Here is a 16,345-nt window from a genome sequence, read left to right as displayed (position 1 = left end):
CTTTCTACATCGAGCCGTACACCGACATCGCGGTCAGCGCCCGGGAGCTGTAGTCGAACAGGGCCTGGTTCTCCCAGCCGTTGCCCGACGACGGGTTCGTCGGGTCCCAGCCGGCGCCGGCCTGCGCGGTCCACGCCGGCTCCCAGTAGAAGACGCCCATGCCCCGGCCGTTGGGCACGTTCTTCACGATGTCGACCACGGCCTGGAACGCGTCGCGCTGCCCGGTCGCGGAAGCCGGGTAGCCGCAGGTGTTCGCCAGTGACGAAGTGAAGATGTTGGACTCGCCGTCGTCCTGTGCGGTGGTGAACCCGTACGCCGTCTCGGCCACGATCACCGGCTTGCCGTACCGGGACGCCATGTCGTTGAGGTTGTTCTGCAGGCCCGACATCGGCCCGTGCCAGTAGCAGTAGTAAGACGCCCCGATCACGTCGAACGGCACCCCGTACGCCACGGCCTGGTCGAACCACCAGCGGAAGCCGGCGTTGTCGCCGCCCTCGGCCAGGTGCAGCATCACCAGCGTCGAGGAGTTGACCGCCCTGACCGCGTTGATGCCCGACTTGAGCAGCTGGGACAGGTTGCCCCAGTTGGACGTGCTGCCGGTGGGCAGCAGCATGCCCGGGTTGATCTCGTTGCCGACCTGCACCATGTCCGCCGTGGTGCCCTGCGCCTTGAGCGCGTTGAGCACGTCGTAGGTGTGGTTGTAGACCGCGGTGTTCAGCTGCGACAGCGAGTAGCCCGACCACGCGGCCGGGGGCACCTGCTTGCCCGGGTCGGCCCAGGAGTCGGAGTAGTGGAAGTCGACCAGCAGCTTCAGGCCCTGCGCCTTGATCCGCTGCGCCATGGTCAGCACCCGGGCCTTGTTGTTGTACCCGTCGGCCGGGTTCACCCAGACCTTGAGCCGGGCGTAGTTCATGCCCGCGTTCTTCAGGATGGCGATCGCGTCGCCCTGGGTGCCGGAGCTGGTGTAGTACAGCGCGCCGAAGTCCTCGTTCTTCTTCAGCGACGACAGGTCACCGCCCTTGACCTGCAGCAACGTGCCCGCGCTGTTCCTGGTGAAGGTCACGTCGTCCACATTGATCCACTGGTTGGCGGCGGCGTTCGAGTAGACGCTCAGCGTGCACGACGTCGAGCTGACGTTCGCCGTCACCGACACCTGCACCCAGGTGCTGCTGCTGGTCGGGATGCCGGCCTGCGCCTGCGCGCCGCCGCAGTTCTTCATCGCCAGGTACGCCGCCGACTGCCCGCCGCCCGAGCGCACCCACGCGCTCAGCGTGTACGAGCCGGTGGTCAGGCCGGTCAGCGTCTGATACGTCTCGACGGTGTACGCCGACGCGGACCAGTGCGTGCCGCGGTAGCTGCCGCTGCGCCCACCGGCCTCGCTCTTCGACGCGGCGACCGTGCCCGACTCCGACCAGCCGGTAGGGGTCTGGCTCGCCCCGTTGGACTCGAACCCGGGGTTGGTGACCGTCGAGGCCGCCGCGGCGGGTGACGCGGGCGCGGCCAGCGCCGTCACCGCGGCGAGGGCCGCCGCGGTGAGCAGTGCCTTTGCTCTGTGCATGATTCCTCCTGATGTGTGAGTCGCTCACAGACACATCGGGAGCGTCCACAGCGGAACCGGGCGGCCGACTGTGAACGTTCACAGAAAACATCGACGAAGGCGTGTTGTCAAGAGCCGGCACCGCCACCTGCGGCGGATCAGCGGGCGGCGTGCTGCTCCCGCGTGATGGCGAAGAACGCCGTCGGCTCGTCGTCGACGACCCGGCCCGGCTGCTCGACCATGCCCAGCTTGCCGGCGACTTTGATCGAGGCGTGGTTGCCGGGGTCGATCGTCGCGGCGATCTCGTCCAGCGACGAGATCGCGAATACGTGGTCGAGCATCGCCCGGCCCGCCTCGGTGGCGTAACCGCAGCCCCAGAAACGCTGATGGAAGACGTAGATCAGCTCGTCGAAGTCGTTGCCCGGGGCCCGGACCACGCCGCAGTAGCCGACGAAGTCGCCCGACGCGCGCTCGAACACCGCAGACGTGCCGTACCCGCGGTCGGCGTACTTGCCCTGGCAGACCTCGATCCAGTAGGCGACGCCCGCCCGGTCGAGCGTGTCGCCGTCGCCGACGTACCGCATCACCGCCGGGTCGGCGCAGAGCGCGGCGAAGTCGTCGAGATCGTCGGGCGTGAAGTGGCGCACCCGCAGGCGCTCGGTGCTGAACATGTCCTCGGTCACGGACGCGACCCTACGGCGATCGCCTCGAACCGGCGATCGGTTTGCGGCTCACCGGCTGGGCCAGGGTCGCCGCGTGCCCCGGGCTGCGCGAATGCGGTTGCCGCACGTCGCCGGTTCGGGAATGCTGCCCCGGTGCAGATGCATCCTGACCAGCTGACCGTGTCCCCGGACGCGGTCCGTGCCCTGATCGCCGAGCAGTTCCCGCAGTGGCGGGACCTGGCGGTCACCGAGCTGCGGTCGCAGGGCACGGTCAACGCGATCTTCCGGATCGGCGACGGCCTCACCGCCCGTTTGCGCTTGCAGCCGCTCGACCTCCCGGAGGCTCGCCGCAGGCTGGAGGTCGAGGCCGAGGCGGGTCGCATGCTGGCGTCCCGGACGGGCTTCCCGACCCCGGAGCCCGTCGCGTTCGGTGAGCCCGGTCCGGGATACCCGCTGCCGTGGGCGGTGCAGACCTGGGTGCCCGGGGTCATCGCCACCGAGGACGACCCCGGCGAGTCGGAGGCGTTCGCGCGCGACCTCGTCCGGTTCATCACCGAGGTGCGCGCCATCGGCACCGGCGGCCGCCGGTTCGCGGGCGGCGGTCGCGGCGGTGACCTGCGCGGCCACGAGGACTGGGTGCAGACCTGCCTGGGCCGCAGCGAGCGGCTGTTCGACGTGCCGCGACTGCGGCGGATCTGGGCGCGGCTGCGTGACCTGCCGCGCGAGGCCCCGGATGTGATGAACCACGGCGACCTCATCCCCGGCAACGTGCTCGTCTGCGAAGGCCGCCTGGCCGGGGTGCTCGACGTCGGCGGACTCGGCCCGGCCGATCCCGCGCTCGACCTGGTGAGCGCGTGGCACCTGCTCGAAGCCGGACCGCGCGAGGTGCTGCGGGCCGGACTCGGCTGCGACGACCTGACCTGGGAACGCGGCAAGGCCTGGGCCTTCGAGCAGGCACTCGGCGCGGCCTGGTACTACGTCGACACCAATCCGGCGATGAGCCTGATGGGCCGGCGTACCCTGGCCCGCATCCTGGCCACGGAGTGACGGCGGAAACACGGGTGCGCCCCCACCGTCATGACAGGCAGCATGGTGCCGGCCACGGCGGATCGTCACCGTGGGGACCGACGGACGGAGCGGCGAGATGAACCCCGAGCAGGCACCGGTCAGCGAACAGGACCGGCACGACACGGTACGGATGATCGACTTCCAGCGCGCGTCGCAACGGCGGCAGGCCGAGCGGGTCGTCGACACCCCGGTCGGCTTCGCCGTGTTCAGCAACCGCTACCGGCACTCTTACGACCACAACAAGTTCGTGGTCACCGGCGGCGACGTGCCGACCGTGCTGGAAACGGCGGAACGGCTGCTTGCCGAGGAGGGCCTCGCCCACCGCTACATCGTCGTGCACGACGAGCAGCTCGGCGAGGCGCTCGCCCCGGCCCTGACCGAGTCAGGCCACGTGCACGAGCGCAACGTGCTGATGCGCCACGACGGCCGGACCCCCGAGTCCCGCGTGACCGTCGCGGTGGACGAGATCGCCCTGGACGAGCTGCGCGCACCCGACCGCGAGTCCTGGCTGGCCGAACTCCCGCAGGCCAGCGCCGAGGCTATCGATCACCTGGTCGACCGCCGGGTGACCCGGTTGCAGGCCGCGCCGCGGGTGGCCTTCCTCGGCGTGCGCGAGGGCGGGCAGGTCGTCGCGCGCGCCGACCTGTACGTCGACGCGGGTGCGGGCGTCGCGCAGATCGAGGACGTGCACACTCAGCCCGCTCACCGGGGTCGGGGCCTGGCCGGGGCGGTGCTCGCCACCGGATTGGAGCATGCCCGGCGGGCCGGATGCGACCTGGTGTTCCTGGAGGCGAGCGCCGACGACTGGCCGCGGCACTTCTACGCCAAGATCGGCTACCGCGAGCTGGCAGTGACCCACCTGTTCTGCCGCGTGCCCGGCTGACCCACCCGCGCCGCCAGACCACCGGTGCACGCGCGCCGCGCTGCGGCGGGACGTGGCGAGCGGGGGTGGGGTCAGCGGGTGAGGGCGGTGGTGACCTCGGTGCGGGAGGTGACGCCGAGTTTGCGCAGGATGCTGGAGACGTGCACCGCGGCGGTCTTCGGGGAGATGTAGAGCCTGCGGGCCAGTTCGGCGTTGGTGAGGCCGTCGGCGACCAGCAGGGCCACCTCGCGTTCGCGGGTGGTCAGCGCGGCCACGCCGGTGACCGTCTGGCGGCCGTCGGCGGGGGCCAGACCGAGCTGGGCGCGCAGCTGGCCGAGCTGCTCCACCCGCCAGCCGGTCCAGCGGCGCAGCAGCTCGCCGGCGCGTTCGACACAGCCGGCCGCCTCGGCGTCGCGGCCGAGCGCGAGCAGGCAGCGGGCCGCGCCCAGGTGGGCGGTGCCGCGTACGGCCAGGGCCAGCAGCGGTGACTCGGCGACGGAGCGGTAGCCGTCCAGGGCCGCCGAGTCCTGCCCGCACACCTCGGCGAGCTGCGCCTCGACCAGTGCCCGCCAGTGGTCCCAGACCTGCCCGTCGAGCAGCTCGTCGGCGAGCTGCCGCAGGCGGGGCAGCGGCAGCCCGGCGTGCAGGGCCGCGGACAGCAGGTCGTGGGCCTGCTCGCCGCTGCGCCACGCCTGCCGGCGCAGGTCGTCGAGGACCCGGTCGAGCAGCGCGTCGGCGGCGTCGAGGTCGCCGCGGCGGCAGGCCAGGTGGAAGCCGAGGCCGTCGAGCACCATCGGGTCGACCTTCTCGATCACGGACAGGTCGCTGATCAGGCGCCGCACCCGGTCGAGGTTGCCGGACTCCAGGCACAGTCCGGCCAGGAACACGGCGTGGAAGTCGGCTCTGCGGCCCGAGTGCAGGTAGCCGCGGTCGCGGGAGCGGCCCTCGTCGAGCGCGCCGATCGCGGCCTGCAGGTCGCCTTCGCGCATGGCCAGGCGAGCCAGGCCCTGGAAGTACGCGGCGACCGCGAGCGACTCGAAACCGGCGCGCTCGGCGTCGCCGCGCATCCGTTCCAGCAGTTCGGCCTGCTGGGTCAGCGAGGACGTCTGTGGCATGTTGACCAGCCGGTTCAGCGCCCGCGCCGCGAGCACCCACTCGCCGAGCTTCTCGGCCTCGTCGACGAGTCCGGACAGGATGGTCCGGCCCTCCTCGGACCGGTTCGGGTCTCCGGTGAGCACGGTGCCCTTCTCGACCAGCGCGGCCAGCCGGATCTGCGGCAGGTCGAACTCGTCGGCCAGCGCCAGGGCTCGGTCCGCGAAGTCGAGGGCCGCGTCGTCATGGTCGCGCAGCATCGCCGACTGCGCCACCGCGGTCATCGCGCGGGCCTTGTCCGCGCCGGGCGGCAGCTGGGCGATGAGCCGTTCGATGTCGGCGGTGACCCGCTCCATCCACGGCTCGTCGTCGGCCTCCCAAGCGAGCCGGATGAGCAGGTAGAGCGCGTCCGCGCGGTCGGTGGGGCCGGTGGACAGGTCGCGCCAGCGCTGGGCGTACCCGGCGGCGTCGTCGAGCAGTCCGGCCAGCCACGCCGCGCGGGCCGCGGCCGACAGCAGGGTCAGGTCCTCGGGGTCTTCGGCCATGCCCATCTCGGCCAGCTGCAGCGCCTGGTACGCCGACCCGATGGCCAGGTACAGCACCGCGCCGCGGCGGGCGGCGGACACCATGTCGGCGTACCGGCCGGCGGCCTGGGCGTGGTGGGCGACGAGCGCCGGGTCGGCGTCGCCGCCGTCGAGCAGCGCCTCCAGGGCGCTCTCGTGCAGGCGGCGGCGCTGGCGGCCGAGCATCTGCCCGGTGATCGCCTCGCGCACCAGCGCGTGCCGGAAGCTGAACTCGTCCTCGCCGGCCTCGACCAGCACCCCGCGCACGACTAGGTCGCGCAGGATGCCGATCAGCTCGTCCTCACCGGCCCCGGTGACGGTGGCGAGCAGGTCGAACGGGGCCCGCCTGCCGAGCACCGCGGCGGCCTCGACCACGCGCTGGGCGTCGGCGTCGAGGCTGGCCACCTGGCGGCGCAGCACCTCGGCGAGGCTCCACGGCAGCGGTTGCTCGACCAGGGAGTCCAGGTCTTCGGGCCGGCAGGAGCCGAGCAGTTCCTCCAGGAAGAACGGGTTGCCGCCGGTGCGGTGGTAGAGCGCGGCGGCGGTGCGGTACGACACCGGGCGGCCGGTGACCGTGGCCAGCAGCGCGGCGGTCTCGGCTTCGGTCAGCCGCTCCAGCCGCAGGTGCGCCACGGCGTGCCGGCGTTCCATCCGCTCCAGCAGCGAGGCGAGCGGGTGCCGACTGCTGACCTCGTCCGGCCGGTACGTGCCGATGAGCAGGCGCGGGCCGTCGGTGTCGGCCAGGCGCTCGAACAGTGCGGCGCTCTCGGAGTCGGCCCAGTGCAGATCCTCGAACACGATCACCGAGGGGTCGTCGCCGACCAGGTCGGCGACGAGTGCCAGCCCGCTGTGCAGCCGTTCGACGGGGCTGCGGCGCGGGTCGGTCAGCGCGGCCAGCCGCTCGGCGTCGACCTGCGCGCCGTCGGCGCCGTCGATCGCGTCGAGCAGCAGCTCGTAGGGGCGGGCCAGGGAGTCGGGTTCGGCCTGGCCGACCAGCACCACGGCCTGCTCCGGAAGGGTCGGCAGCAGCTCGCGGACCAGCCGCGTCTTGCCGATGCCAGGCTCGCCGCCGACGAAGACGACGGCCGGACGGCGTGCCGCCACCAGCTGCGTCAACTGCCGCAGCTCGCGGTCACGCCCGACCATCGTCGAGCTCACCCCACCTCGCTGACTTCCCACGGCCGACACCTTACCGGCGCGGCCGGACAGGTCCGGGGCCCTTTTCGGGCGTCCTGGCCTGTGTGCTCGCTCTCAGACGATGCGCCGCGAACCGGTGCCGCCGGGCCGGCGGGGGAGAAGGGTCGCGACGTGCGGGGTGAGCCCGCGCAGCCTCGGGGTTGGACCCGGGCATTCGGTGCGGCCGATACCTGCACGTGGTGTGCCTGCTGCGGACCGTGAGCGCCAGTGTCGCTTTCGGACAAGGTTACCGAGGGTGAGCGGACGGTAGGTGACCCGAGTCACCCGGGGCCTTCCCCGTGGCGGTGAGCGCGGTTAGCCTTACCTAACTTTAGGTTGCCCTTCCTTAAGCGAGAACGGACTTCCCCCATGCGCATCTGGCGCCCGATCGTTGCCGCCGCGGCACTGAGCCTGACGCTCGCCGCCTGCGCCTCGACCGATACCCCCGCGGCGACGCCGACGTCGTCCGGTCCCTGGCAGTTCACCAACGGCAACGGCGAGCTCGTCAAGGCCGACAAGACGCCGAGCCGGATCATCGCGCACGCCGGCGAGGCCGCCGCGCTCATGTCCTTCGGCATCAAGCCGGTCGGCATCTACGCCGACGAGTCGGTCAAGACCGACCCGAACCTCAAGGGCCTCGACCTGACCGGCATCGAGATCCTCGGCGAGGAGTGGGGCAAGATCGACGTCGAGAAGGCCGCCGCGCTGCGCCCCGACCTGATCGTCGCCGACTGGTGGCCCGCCGAGAAGGCCCACAGCGGCCTCGAGGAGGGCGTCGACGAGAAGAGCAAGAAGCTCAAGGAGCTCGCCCCGATCGTCGGCGTCGCGCAGGGCAAGTCGATCGCCGACCTCGCCGAGGGCTACGAGGACCTCGCGCAGAGCCTCGGCGCCAAGGTGGACGCCCCGGAGATCGCCGCCGCCAAGAAGAAGTACGAGGACGCCGTCACCGCGTTCAAGGCGGCCGTCGCGGCCAAGCCCAACCTCACCGCGCTGGCGATGTCCCCGGCCGACGACAAGGTCTACGTCGCCAACCCCGAGTACGCGCCGGAGCTGCTGGACTTCCAGAAGTGGGGCCTGAAGGTCGTCAACCCCGACAAGCCCGACCCCGGCTTCCCGTACTGGGAGAACCTGAGCTGGGAGAACGCCGACAAGTACCAGCCCGACCTGATCCTGTGGGACGGCCGCTCCTACACCGACACCGCCAACGCCGAGTGGGGCAAGAAGCAGCCGACGTGGTTCGCGATCAAGGCCGCCAAGGCGAACGCGGTCGTGTCCTGGCCCGCGTACTGGCTGCACACCTTCGGCCACTTCGCCACCGAGCTGGACAAGCTCACCACGGCGATCAAGGCCGCCGACGAGAACATCGGCAGCTGACCCTCCGCACATGAGCACCTCGACAGTACGTGCGCGGCGAGCCCTGGCCCTCGGGCCCGGGCTCGCCCTGCTCTGCGTGATCCTCGCCCTGGTCGCCTTCCTCAGCATCACCCTCGGCTCCCGCGACATCGGCCTGACCGACGTGCTGCGCGCGCTGGCCGGGCTGGACGGCAGCTCCATCGAGCACACCGTCACCGTCGAGATGCGGGTGCCGCGCACCCTGCTCGGCGTCCTCGTCGGCGCGGCCCTCGGCGTCGCCGGGACAGTCCTGCAGGGCGTCACCCGCAACCCGCTCGCCGACACCGGCATCATGGGCGTCAACTCCGGCGCCGCGGCGTTCGTCGTGCTGGCCATCACCGTGCTGGGCGTACGCGGCGTGAACCTCTACATCTGGTTCGCGTTCGGCGGCGCGATCCTGGCGGTCCTGCTGGTCTACGCCATCGCGTCGCTGGGCCGGGAGGGCGCGACCCCGGTCAAGCTCGCCCTGGCCGGAGCCGCCGTCACCGCGGGCATGGGTTCGCTCACCACGGGCATCGTCATGACCAATGTGGACGCCCTCAACGAGCTGCGGTTCTGGCAGGTCGGCTCGCTCGCCGGCCGGTACGCGCCGATCCTGTCCGGGGTCGCCCCGTTCCTGATCGCCGGTCTGGTGCTCTCGCTGGCCTGCGGCAGGGCGCTCAACGGCCTCGCCCTCGGCGAGGACACCGCCCGCGGCCTGGGCCAGCGGGTCGGGCTCACCCGCGCCGCCGCGTTCGCCGTCGTGGCCGTGCTCGCCGGAGCCGCGACCGCCGCCTGCGGGCCCATCGTGTTCGTCGGATTGATCGTGCCGCACCTGGCCCGCTTCATCTGCGGCCCCGACTACCGCTGGATGCTGCCGTACTCGATGCTGCTCGCCCCGATCGTGCTGCTGCTCGCCGACGTCGTCGGCCGGGTCGTCGCCGCGCCCGGGGAACTGCAGGTCGGGGTCGTGCTCGGGGTCCTGGGCGCGCCGGTGTTCGTCGGCATCGTCCGCTACGGCAGGTTGTCGGAGGCCTGAGATGACAGCAACCGCCACCCGGACCGGCGCCGCCACCGCGGCCGCCCTGCGCACCACCCGCCGCCGGCGCGCCGTACGCGCGTTCGCCGCGACCACCGGCCTCACCGCCGCCGTCGCCGCCCTGTTCGTGCTCACCATGATGGTCGGCAGCTTCCGCCTCACCGCCGTTGAGGTCGTCACGTCGGTGCTGCACCTGGCCGACGTGCCCAGCGTCGACTTCGTGGTACGCGGCCTGCGCCTGCCGACCGCCCTGTCGGCGCTGACCGTCGGCCTCGCCCTCGGCGCGTCCGGCACCGTGTTCCAGCAGCTGCTGCGCAACCCGCTCGCCTCACCCGACTTCGTCGGCATCACCTCCGGGGCGAGCCTGGCCGCCGTCAGCGGCATCGTCCTGTTCCAGGTCGGCGGGCTCGCCGTCTGCCTGCTGGCGCTCGGCGGCGCGGTCACCGCGGCCCTGGTCATGTACCTGCTCGCCTGGCGCGACGGGGTCAGCGGCTACCGGTTCATCCTCATCGGCATCGGTGTCGCCGTGTTCTTCGAGGGCCTCACCGGCTACATGTTGATCAAGGCGGAGCTGTTCGAGGCCCGCCAGGCCATGCACTGGCTGACCGGATCGGTCGGCCAGGCCAGCGACGACGAGCTGAAACTGCTCGGCGGTGCGCTGGTCGTGCTGCTGCCGCTGGCCGTGGTCCTGTCACGCAAGCTGCGCGTGCTCGAACTCGGCGACGACACCGCCCGCGCGCTCGGCTCCCGCGTCGAGCTGACCCGGGCCGCGCTGCTGGCCACGGCGGTGCTGCTCGTCGCGCTGGCCGTCGCGGTGGCCGGCCCGATCGTCTTCGTCGCGCTGGTCGCCGGGCCGATCGCCAACCGGCTGCTCGGCCCCGCCACCGGCGGCATCGTCGCGGCCGCGCTCGTCGGCGCGATGCTGCTGCTGTCCGCCGACCTCGTCGCCGTGCACCTGCTGCCCACCGCGCTGCCGACCGGTGTGGTGACCGGCGCGGTCGGCGCACCGTACCTGCTGTGGCTGCTGGCCACGACCAACCGGAAGGGAGCGGGCGGATGAGCCGACTGCGCGCCGAAGGCCTCACCCTCGGCTACGACGCCGAGCCGATCGTCCGCGACCTCGACGTCACCATCCTCGACGGCAAGGTGACCGCGATCGTCGGCGCGAACGCCTGCGGCAAGTCCACGCTGCTGCGCGGCCTGGCCCGGCTGCTGCGCCCCCGCTCGGGCAATGTCCTGCTCGACGGCAAGGCCATGGCCGGCCTCAGCACCCTCGACGTCGCCAAGGTGCTCGGGCTGCTGCCGCAGTCCCCGATCGCCCCGGACGGCATCACCGTCGCCGACCTGGTCGGCCGGGGCCGGTACCCGCACCAGGGCTGGTTCCGCACCTGGAACGACCGCGACCACGACGCCGTCGCCCGCGCCCTCGACGCGACCGACACCGCCGACCTGGTCAACCGGCCGCTGCGGGCGCTGTCCGGCGGGCAGCGGCAGCGGGTCTGGATCGCGATGGCCCTGGCCCAGGACACCGACCTGCTGCTGCTCGACGAGCCGACCACCTACCTGGACATCAACCACCAGGTGGAGCTGCTGCGCCTGCTGCGCACCCTGAACGCGCAGGCCGGCAAGACGATCGTCGCCGTGCTGCACGACATCAACCTCGCCAGCCGGTACTGCGACCACATCATCGCGATGGCCGGTGGCGCGATCGTCGCCGAGGGCACCCCGGGCGAGGTCATCACCGCCGAACTGATCCAGAAGGTCTTCGGCCTGTCCTGTGTGATCGTCACCGACCCGGTGGCGGGCACACCGATCATCGTCCCCGCCGACTAGGGCGCGCCTGCCGGCCGCGTCCGGCGACCCGGCCGATCGGCAGGACGCGGTCCGTCAGTCGCAGTCCTTGGTCAGCACCCGGTCCGGAGTGCGCAGGGTGCGGCCGTCGTCGGTGGACAGTTCGACCGACCAGGTGAACGGGCCGGTCGACGCGGCCGTCACCGCGAAGTAGGCGCTCAACCGGTCCGTGGACACCGTCATCGCCTGTCGCCGCGTGAAGCCGCGCAGCTCGCGGTGCAGCGTCGCACCGGACAGCGGGCTGTCGGTGTAGACGCGATACACCGCGTGCAGGCCACCGGATGCCGTGCAGGTCACCTCGGTGACGGCGGTCCGGGCGAACGGCGGCCGCGGCGACGGGCTGCGCGGTGGCACGCTGCGCCGCGGTGACGGCCGGGCGGTGCGGGAAGGCGGCGCGGCAGTCGGCGACCCGGACCCGGCAGTCGGCGACCCTGGCCCGCCCGTCGGGTCCACTGCCGACGGCGCGGCCAGGCCCGGCTCGCCAGGCTCCCATGCCAGCGGCTCCGGGCTGGTGGTGACCTGCGCGACCGGCAGCCCGGCCGCGCCGATCCCGGCCGCGCCGCCGCATGTCGCCAGCAGCAGGACCGCGGCGACGGCCAGGGCAGGACGGCCTCGCGGCAGCGCGCGGGGACGCGGTTCGGGGAACCCGGTCTCGCGGTTCCAGCGCGGTTCGCCTGCCTGGTGTGGTTCCATGGCGTGCTGGGCGGTCGAGGGCCGGGCCCGGTCGGGTGCGGCGGGGAAGGCCAGAGCCGCGAAGACGGTCAGCAGCGTACGCGGGTCCATCTGCCGTCCCCGGACGGCGGAACACAGGGCGCACTGCTCGATGTGCCGGTGCAGCCGCTTGCGCAGCAGCGGGGTCAGCGTGCCGTCCCAGCCTCCGAGCAGTTCGGCGAGGTCCTGGCATGCCGACGGCGTACGCGCGACCAGCAGCGCGCCGAGGGCGTCGGCCAGTCCGGCACGGGCCCGCGACAGCCGCGCGTTGGCGTGCTTGACCGACACGCCCAGCGCCGCCGCGATCTCCGCACTGGACAGGCTGTGCCGGATCGCCAGCTCGATGACCTCCCGGTCGGCGGCCGACAGCCCGCCCCCGGCCGCCCGGACGAGCCGCCCGACGTAGTCGGTGTGCACCCGGGCGGCCGGGTCGGCGAACCCGGCGCTGAGGTGGTCGAACGTGTCGACCGGCGCGACCCGGGCCCGGTGGCGCACCTGGCGCAGCGCGACGTTGCGGGTGATGGCGTACAGCCACGGCCGCAGCGCTGCCGGGTCGCGCAGGCCGGCCGCGTTCCGGCCGGCGAGCAGGAACGCGTCGTGCACCGCGTCGGCGGCGGCGTCGGGATCGCCGACGATGGTGGCCGCGTAGGCGACCAGGCGGTCGGCGTAGCGCCGGTAGGCCGCGTCCAGCGCCGCCGGGTCGCCGTCGGCCAGCGCGACGGCGAGGGTCGAGTCGTCCACATCAACCACCGTAGATAGATGTTCAGGGATGGGGCAGGTCCGCGGCGGGTTGCCGACAGCCGCCGGTGACGGCGGGCCGCCCGCGCGGCCCGCCGTCACCACCGGATCAGGACGCGCAGATGGCGTACACCCGCGTCGACCAGTTGCCGGCGTACCCGTCGGCGTCCTCCAGCGCGACCGCCACGGTCTGGTCCAGCGCCCCGGACGGGTAGAGCCCGCCGTACAGCGCCTGGCCCGCAGGGGTGCTCATGGTCGCGCCGAGCCCGTGCGCGAACTTGCCGACCGGGCAGCTCGCCCCGACGACGTCGTCGGTCGAATCGGGCCCGACGAGCGCGGAGACCAGCTGCAGGCCGGGCAGCGGGTTGGCGCACACCCCGTAGCTGTACAGGCTCCAGTTCCCGGCGAAACCGCCCTGGGCCTCGTACGCGGTGGAGGTGGTGGAGGCCAGGCCGGCCGCCGGGATCGAGCTGTTGATGATCACCCGGCCGCCACCGTTGAGCACCCGGGCACCGGTGCTGAGCAGCTGCTTGCCCGCCGGGCAGGTCGCGGTGGCGGACTTGCTCGCCGACGAGTCCGACAGCGTCAGGTAGCTGACGTACTCCAGCCCGGCCGGGGCCGTGCCGCAGATCGCGTACGCGTGCACCTGCCAGGCCGACCCGTACGCGCCGATCTCGGCGGCCGAGGCGGTGAAGTCGTCGGAGCTGCCCAGCGCCTGCAGCCGGGTGAAGCTCACCTGCCGGTTGCCGCCGGAGATGAACCCGCCGCCGCCCAGCACCCGGGTGCCGGTGGGGCAGCTGGCCAGCGCCGACTTCTCCGCCGTCGAGTCGACCGCGGAGACCGCCGACACCAGCGACATGTTCGGCACGGCCGAGGCCGGAGCCGCGACCAGGACAGCCGCGGCGCTGACCGCGAGCGCCGCCAGGGCGATCCGGAGTTTCATGGTGTTCTCCTTCCGAAAGGTGGGTCTGTCGGGAGTAGGAGCACCGGGCGGCGGCAGGGACAACACTTTCCGCGCCACCGTTTTCGCGGCCGGAGTGACGTGCCGCACCGTCGATGCGCGGCCGGGTTTGCGGCGGGTGCGCGCGGGTAGGGTGGATCATGCCTTCGGACAGGTCACGATGGGCGGCCGGGCTCGCCGTCGCCGCCGCGGTCGCGGGCATCGCCGCCGTGATGTACGCGCTCGGCGTGCTGCCCGAGCCGTGGACCCGCGGGTACATCAGCGAGGGCGGGGTCGCCTCCAGTCCTCGGGACGGGGTCTACCGGGCGGGCATTCTGACACTGGCCGGCTCGCTGGCGCTGCTCGGGCTGGCGCTGCGGCGGCTGGTGCCGTTCGTGTACGCCATGCTGGTCACCGCGAGCGTCTTCGGTGCGGGTTCGGCGGCGGTGTCGTGCACGCCGGGCTGCCCGCTGCCGCCCTACGAGCCGTCGACGCCCGCGGATCTGGTGCACGCCGGGGCGAGCGTGGTCGCCGTCGGGCTGGCGGTGCTGGCGATGGCCGTCGTGGCGCTGATCTCGCTGCGGCCGGTGCTGCGCGCCGTCGCGCGGGCGTTCGCCGCGGTGACGCTGCCCCTGGCGCTGCTGCTGGTGGTCGGCCTGCTGGCGATCGGCCGAGGCCCGTTCACCAGCGTGCTGGAGCGGGTCGCGCTGGCTCCGCTCGTCGTCTGGGTCGTCGTCACCGGGGTGCTGCTGTGCCGGCCGGTGCCGCGGCAGGTAGTGGGAGGTTCGGGGACCGCCGCCCGGGCCCGGCGAGACTTCGCGGACCGGTCCACGGCCGGATAGCCGACAGACCCGGGTTCGGCTCCCCACTCGCGGCAGATCACCGGTCTGCTGCACTATGTCGATCGTGGACATTCTTGGACCCGTGCTGGGATTCCTCGGCGGCGCGCTGGCCGTCGGGCTCGGCTTCCTGCAGTGGCGGCGAACCGAGCGCAACCGGCGCACCCGGGAGCTGAGCCAGCGCAGCGCCAGTGCGATCGAGGAGCTGCAGACCCGCCTGCGCCAGCTGCAGATCCTGTCCCGGGGCGGGGCCATCTCCGCCGAGGCGCTGGCCGAGCAGGCCCGGCACCTCAACATCTTCCTGATCGAGAAGCGCAGCGTGCTGGACGCCGAGATCGAGACGGCCGCCCGCGACTACCTCGCGGCGCTGAGCGACATCCACCGCGAGATCTCCGACGCGGGCACCGCCGCCGAGGAGGACTGGGCGAACACGATGGCCCGCCCGCGCAGCGAGAGCGAGGCGTTGCGCAACGCGGTCGAGCGGATGGAGGCGGCCGAGACCGCCCTGACCGGCCGCCTGCACCGGGCCTGGGAGAACATGCCCGCCACCTGACCGGTTGGGCGTCAGCCGAGGTGCGCGGCCGCCGGCTCGGCGAGCGAGCCCTCGAACCGGCCCGCGCGCACCACCGGGACGGCGATCGCCGCCGCTGCCGCCATCCCGGCGAGGATCACGACGGCCATCGCCGGAGCGTCCGCACCCAGTACGCCGACCATCGGCGCGGCCACCGCCCCGACGCCGAACTGCACCGCGCCCAGCAGCGCCGCCGCCGTTCCGGCCGCCTCGCCGTGGCGCGACATCGCCAGCGCGGGCGCGTTGGGCAGCGCCAGGCCGCAGGCGGCCAGGACCGTCCACAGCGCGCAGAGCAGCGCGGGCAGCCCGCCGAAACCGGTCACGGCCAGCACGAGCAGCACCGCCGCCGCGCCCGCGCCGCCCGCCAGCGCGCCGACCAGGATGCCCTGCGGGGTGTACCGGCGCAACAGGCGCACGTTGAGCTGGGTCGCGCCGATCAGCCCCGCCGCCCCGGAACCGAAGACGATCGCGAACTGCTGCTCGTCCAGGCCGTACTGCTGCTGGAACACGAACGACGAACCCGCGACGTACGCGAACAGCCCGGCCATGGCCAGGCCCGCCACGAGCACCAGCCCGACGAACGTCCGGTCCCGCAGCAGTGCGCCGTACATCCGCAGCGTGCCCGCCGCTCCGCCGGTGCGCCGCCGCTCCACGGGCAGGGTCTCGCGCAGGCCGAACATCGCCACCAGGGTCAGCGCGACCCCGAACCCGGCCAGCGCCACGAACACGCCCCGCCACTGCGTCCAGCGCAGCACCGCCCCGCCCAGCGTCGGCGCGAGCACCGGGGCCGCGCCCATGACGAGCATCAGGCGGGAGAACAGCCGGGCGAACGCCGCGCCGCTGAACAGGTCCCGTACGACGGCCATGGCCACGACCGAGGATGCCGCGACGCCGAGGCCCTGCAGGACGCGCAGCGCGCCCAGCGTCACGACGTCGGGCGCGACGACGCACAGGGCGGAGGCGAGCACGTGCACCAGCAGCCCGAGGATCAGCGGCCGGCGGCGGCCGTACGCGTCGGACAGCGGACCGATCACCAGCTGGCCCAGGCCGAGGCCGGCCAGGGTGCCGGTGAGGGTGAGCTGCACCGCGGTGGACGTCGTGCCGAGGTCGTCGGTGATCGCGGGCAGGGCCGGCAGGTACATGTCGATGGTCAGCGGGCCGATCGCGATGAGCGAGCCGAGGACGAGCACCAGCCGCAGCCGCTGCCCACCGCTCATCAGTTCACCGGGCGGAGCAGAAGCTGCGGCGGGAGTCGAGGTCACGCTGACATCAACTGGATACCGGCGGGTAGATTCCCCGCTCCCGAGGTGTCGCAGGTCACCACC

General features: G+C 72.9%; 14 protein-coding genes. 8 read left to right on the top strand and 6 right to left on the bottom strand.

Annotation, left to right across the window (positions count from 1 at the left end):
• Positions 1-4: 4 nt before the first annotated feature.
• Both AB0B35_RS05990 and AB0B35_RS05985 read right to left on the bottom strand, forming a co-directional pair.
• Positions 5-1,558 (bottom strand): glycosyl hydrolase 53 family protein, encoded by a 1,554-nt coding sequence (locus AB0B35_RS05990; RefSeq protein ID WP_361041246.1) that lies wholly within the window; start codon positions 1,556-1,558, stop codon positions 5-7.
• 137 nt (positions 1,559-1,695) lie between these two features.
• On the bottom strand, positions 1,696-2,220 hold the full coding sequence (locus AB0B35_RS05985) for a GNAT family N-acetyltransferase (RefSeq protein WP_361041243.1): 525 nt from the start codon (positions 2,218-2,220) through the stop codon (positions 1,696-1,698).
• A 138-nt stretch (positions 2,221-2,358) separates the two neighbouring features.
• Between AB0B35_RS05985 and AB0B35_RS05980 the strand changes: the two genes are divergently transcribed.
• Together AB0B35_RS05980 and AB0B35_RS05975 are read left to right on the top strand one after the other, a co-directional pair.
• Complete coding sequence (locus tag AB0B35_RS05980) at positions 2,359-3,246, top strand: aminoglycoside phosphotransferase family protein (protein WP_361041573.1); 888 nt, start codon at positions 2,359-2,361, stop codon at positions 3,244-3,246.
• 97 nt (positions 3,247-3,343) lie between these two features.
• The gene (locus tag AB0B35_RS05975; RefSeq protein WP_361041240.1) at positions 3,344-4,150 is read left to right on the top strand and encodes a GNAT family N-acetyltransferase; all 807 of its coding nucleotides are present in this window, start codon (positions 3,344-3,346) and stop codon (positions 4,148-4,150) included.
• 71 nt (positions 4,151-4,221) lie between these two features.
• On the opposite strand, the gene AB0B35_RS05970 is transcribed toward AB0B35_RS05975, so the two are convergent.
• A complete protein-coding gene (locus tag AB0B35_RS05970) occupies positions 4,222-6,963 on the bottom strand; it encodes an AAA family ATPase (protein WP_361041237.1) in 2,742 nt (913 codons plus the stop codon).
• A gap of 366 nt (positions 6,964-7,329) precedes the next feature.
• On the opposite strand from AB0B35_RS05970, the gene AB0B35_RS05965 reads away from it, so the two are divergent.
• From AB0B35_RS05965 to AB0B35_RS05950, 4 genes are read left to right on the top strand one after another with little or no spacing between them, the layout of a single operon-like run.
• Positions 7,330-8,334, top strand: coding sequence for an ABC transporter substrate-binding protein (locus tag AB0B35_RS05965; protein ID WP_361041234.1), 1,005 nt, complete (start codon positions 7,330-7,332; stop codon positions 8,332-8,334).
• 10 nt (positions 8,335-8,344) lie between these two features.
• Entirely contained in the window at positions 8,345-9,370 is a 1,026-nt protein-coding gene (locus AB0B35_RS05960; RefSeq protein ID WP_361041231.1) for an iron ABC transporter permease, read from the top strand.
• 1 nt (position 9,371) lies between these two features.
• Complete coding sequence (locus AB0B35_RS05955; protein ID WP_361041228.1) at positions 9,372-10,430, top strand: iron chelate uptake ABC transporter family permease subunit; 1,059 nt, start codon at positions 9,372-9,374, stop codon at positions 10,428-10,430.
• Positions 10,427-11,203, top strand: coding sequence for an ABC transporter ATP-binding protein (locus AB0B35_RS05950; RefSeq protein WP_361041225.1), 777 nt, complete (start codon positions 10,427-10,429; stop codon positions 11,201-11,203). The genes AB0B35_RS05955 and AB0B35_RS05950 overlap by 4 nt, the downstream gene beginning before the upstream one ends.
• Positions 11,204-11,257: 54 nt before the next feature.
• On the opposite strand, the gene AB0B35_RS05945 is transcribed toward AB0B35_RS05950, so the two are convergent.
• Positions 11,258-12,673 (bottom strand): sigma-70 family RNA polymerase sigma factor, encoded by a 1,416-nt coding sequence (locus tag AB0B35_RS05945; protein ID WP_361041222.1) that lies wholly within the window; start codon positions 12,671-12,673, stop codon positions 11,258-11,260.
• Positions 12,674-12,779: 106 nt separating this feature from the next.
• Positions 12,780-13,613 carry a hypothetical protein gene (locus tag AB0B35_RS05940; protein ID WP_361041220.1) on the bottom strand — a complete coding sequence of 278 codons (834 nt, stop codon included), beginning with the start codon at positions 13,611-13,613 and terminating at the stop codon, positions 12,780-12,782.
• Between the two features lie 158 nt (positions 13,614-13,771).
• Between AB0B35_RS05940 and AB0B35_RS05935 the strand changes: the two genes are divergently transcribed.
• Both AB0B35_RS05935 and AB0B35_RS05930 read left to right on the top strand, forming a co-directional pair.
• Positions 13,772-14,452: a DUF998 domain-containing protein gene (locus AB0B35_RS05935; RefSeq protein ID WP_361041217.1), complete on the top strand. Its 681-nt coding sequence runs from the start codon at positions 13,772-13,774 to the stop codon at positions 14,450-14,452.
• A 64-nt stretch (positions 14,453-14,516) separates the two neighbouring features.
• Positions 14,517-15,002 carry a hypothetical protein gene (locus AB0B35_RS05930; RefSeq protein ID WP_361041215.1) on the top strand — a complete coding sequence of 162 codons (486 nt, stop codon included), beginning with the start codon at positions 14,517-14,519 and terminating at the stop codon, positions 15,000-15,002.
• 11 nt (positions 15,003-15,013) lie between these two features.
• On the opposite strand, the gene AB0B35_RS05925 is transcribed toward AB0B35_RS05930, so the two are convergent.
• The gene (locus tag AB0B35_RS05925; RefSeq protein ID WP_361041212.1) at positions 15,014-16,237 is read right to left on the bottom strand and encodes a multidrug effflux MFS transporter; all 1,224 of its coding nucleotides are present in this window, start codon (positions 16,235-16,237) and stop codon (positions 15,014-15,016) included.
• Positions 16,238-16,345: the final 108 nt, after the last annotated feature.

The organism is Catellatospora sp. NPDC049133 (genome assembly GCF_040648455.1).
In the GTDB taxonomy this organism is placed as follows: Bacteria; Actinomycetota; Actinomycetes; order Mycobacteriales; family Micromonosporaceae; genus Catellatospora; species Catellatospora aurea.
The sequence above is the reverse complement of the archived record's forward strand: the minus strand, read 5'-3'. Positions and strand labels throughout refer to the sequence as shown.

Coding starts and splice junctions, on each gene's coding strand:
- AB0B35_RS05950 (WP_361041225.1), top strand. CDS start 10,427: ATGAGCCGACTGCGCGCCGAAGGCCTCACCCTCGGCTACGACGCCGAG.
- AB0B35_RS05980 (WP_361041573.1), top strand. CDS start 2,359: ATGCATCCTGACCAGCTGACCGTGTCCCCGGACGCGGTCCGTGCCCTG.
- AB0B35_RS05975 (WP_361041240.1), top strand. CDS start 3,344: ATGAACCCCGAGCAGGCACCGGTCAGCGAACAGGACCGGCACGACACG.
- AB0B35_RS05935 (WP_361041217.1), top strand. CDS start 13,772: ATGCCTTCGGACAGGTCACGATGGGCGGCCGGGCTCGCCGTCGCCGCC.
- AB0B35_RS05960 (WP_361041231.1), top strand. CDS start 8,345: ATGAGCACCTCGACAGTACGTGCGCGGCGAGCCCTGGCCCTCGGGCCC.
- AB0B35_RS05955 (WP_361041228.1), top strand. CDS start 9,372: ATGACAGCAACCGCCACCCGGACCGGCGCCGCCACCGCGGCCGCCCTG.
- AB0B35_RS05940 (WP_361041220.1), bottom strand. CDS start 13,613: ATGAAACTCCGGATCGCCCTGGCGGCGCTCGCGGTCAGCGCCGCGGCT.
- AB0B35_RS05925 (WP_361041212.1), bottom strand. CDS start 16,237: ATGAGCGGTGGGCAGCGGCTGCGGCTGGTGCTCGTCCTCGGCTCGCTC.
- AB0B35_RS05965 (WP_361041234.1), top strand. CDS start 7,330: ATGCGCATCTGGCGCCCGATCGTTGCCGCCGCGGCACTGAGCCTGACG.
- AB0B35_RS05990 (WP_361041246.1), bottom strand. CDS start 1,558: ATGCACAGAGCAAAGGCACTGCTCACCGCGGCGGCCCTCGCCGCGGTG.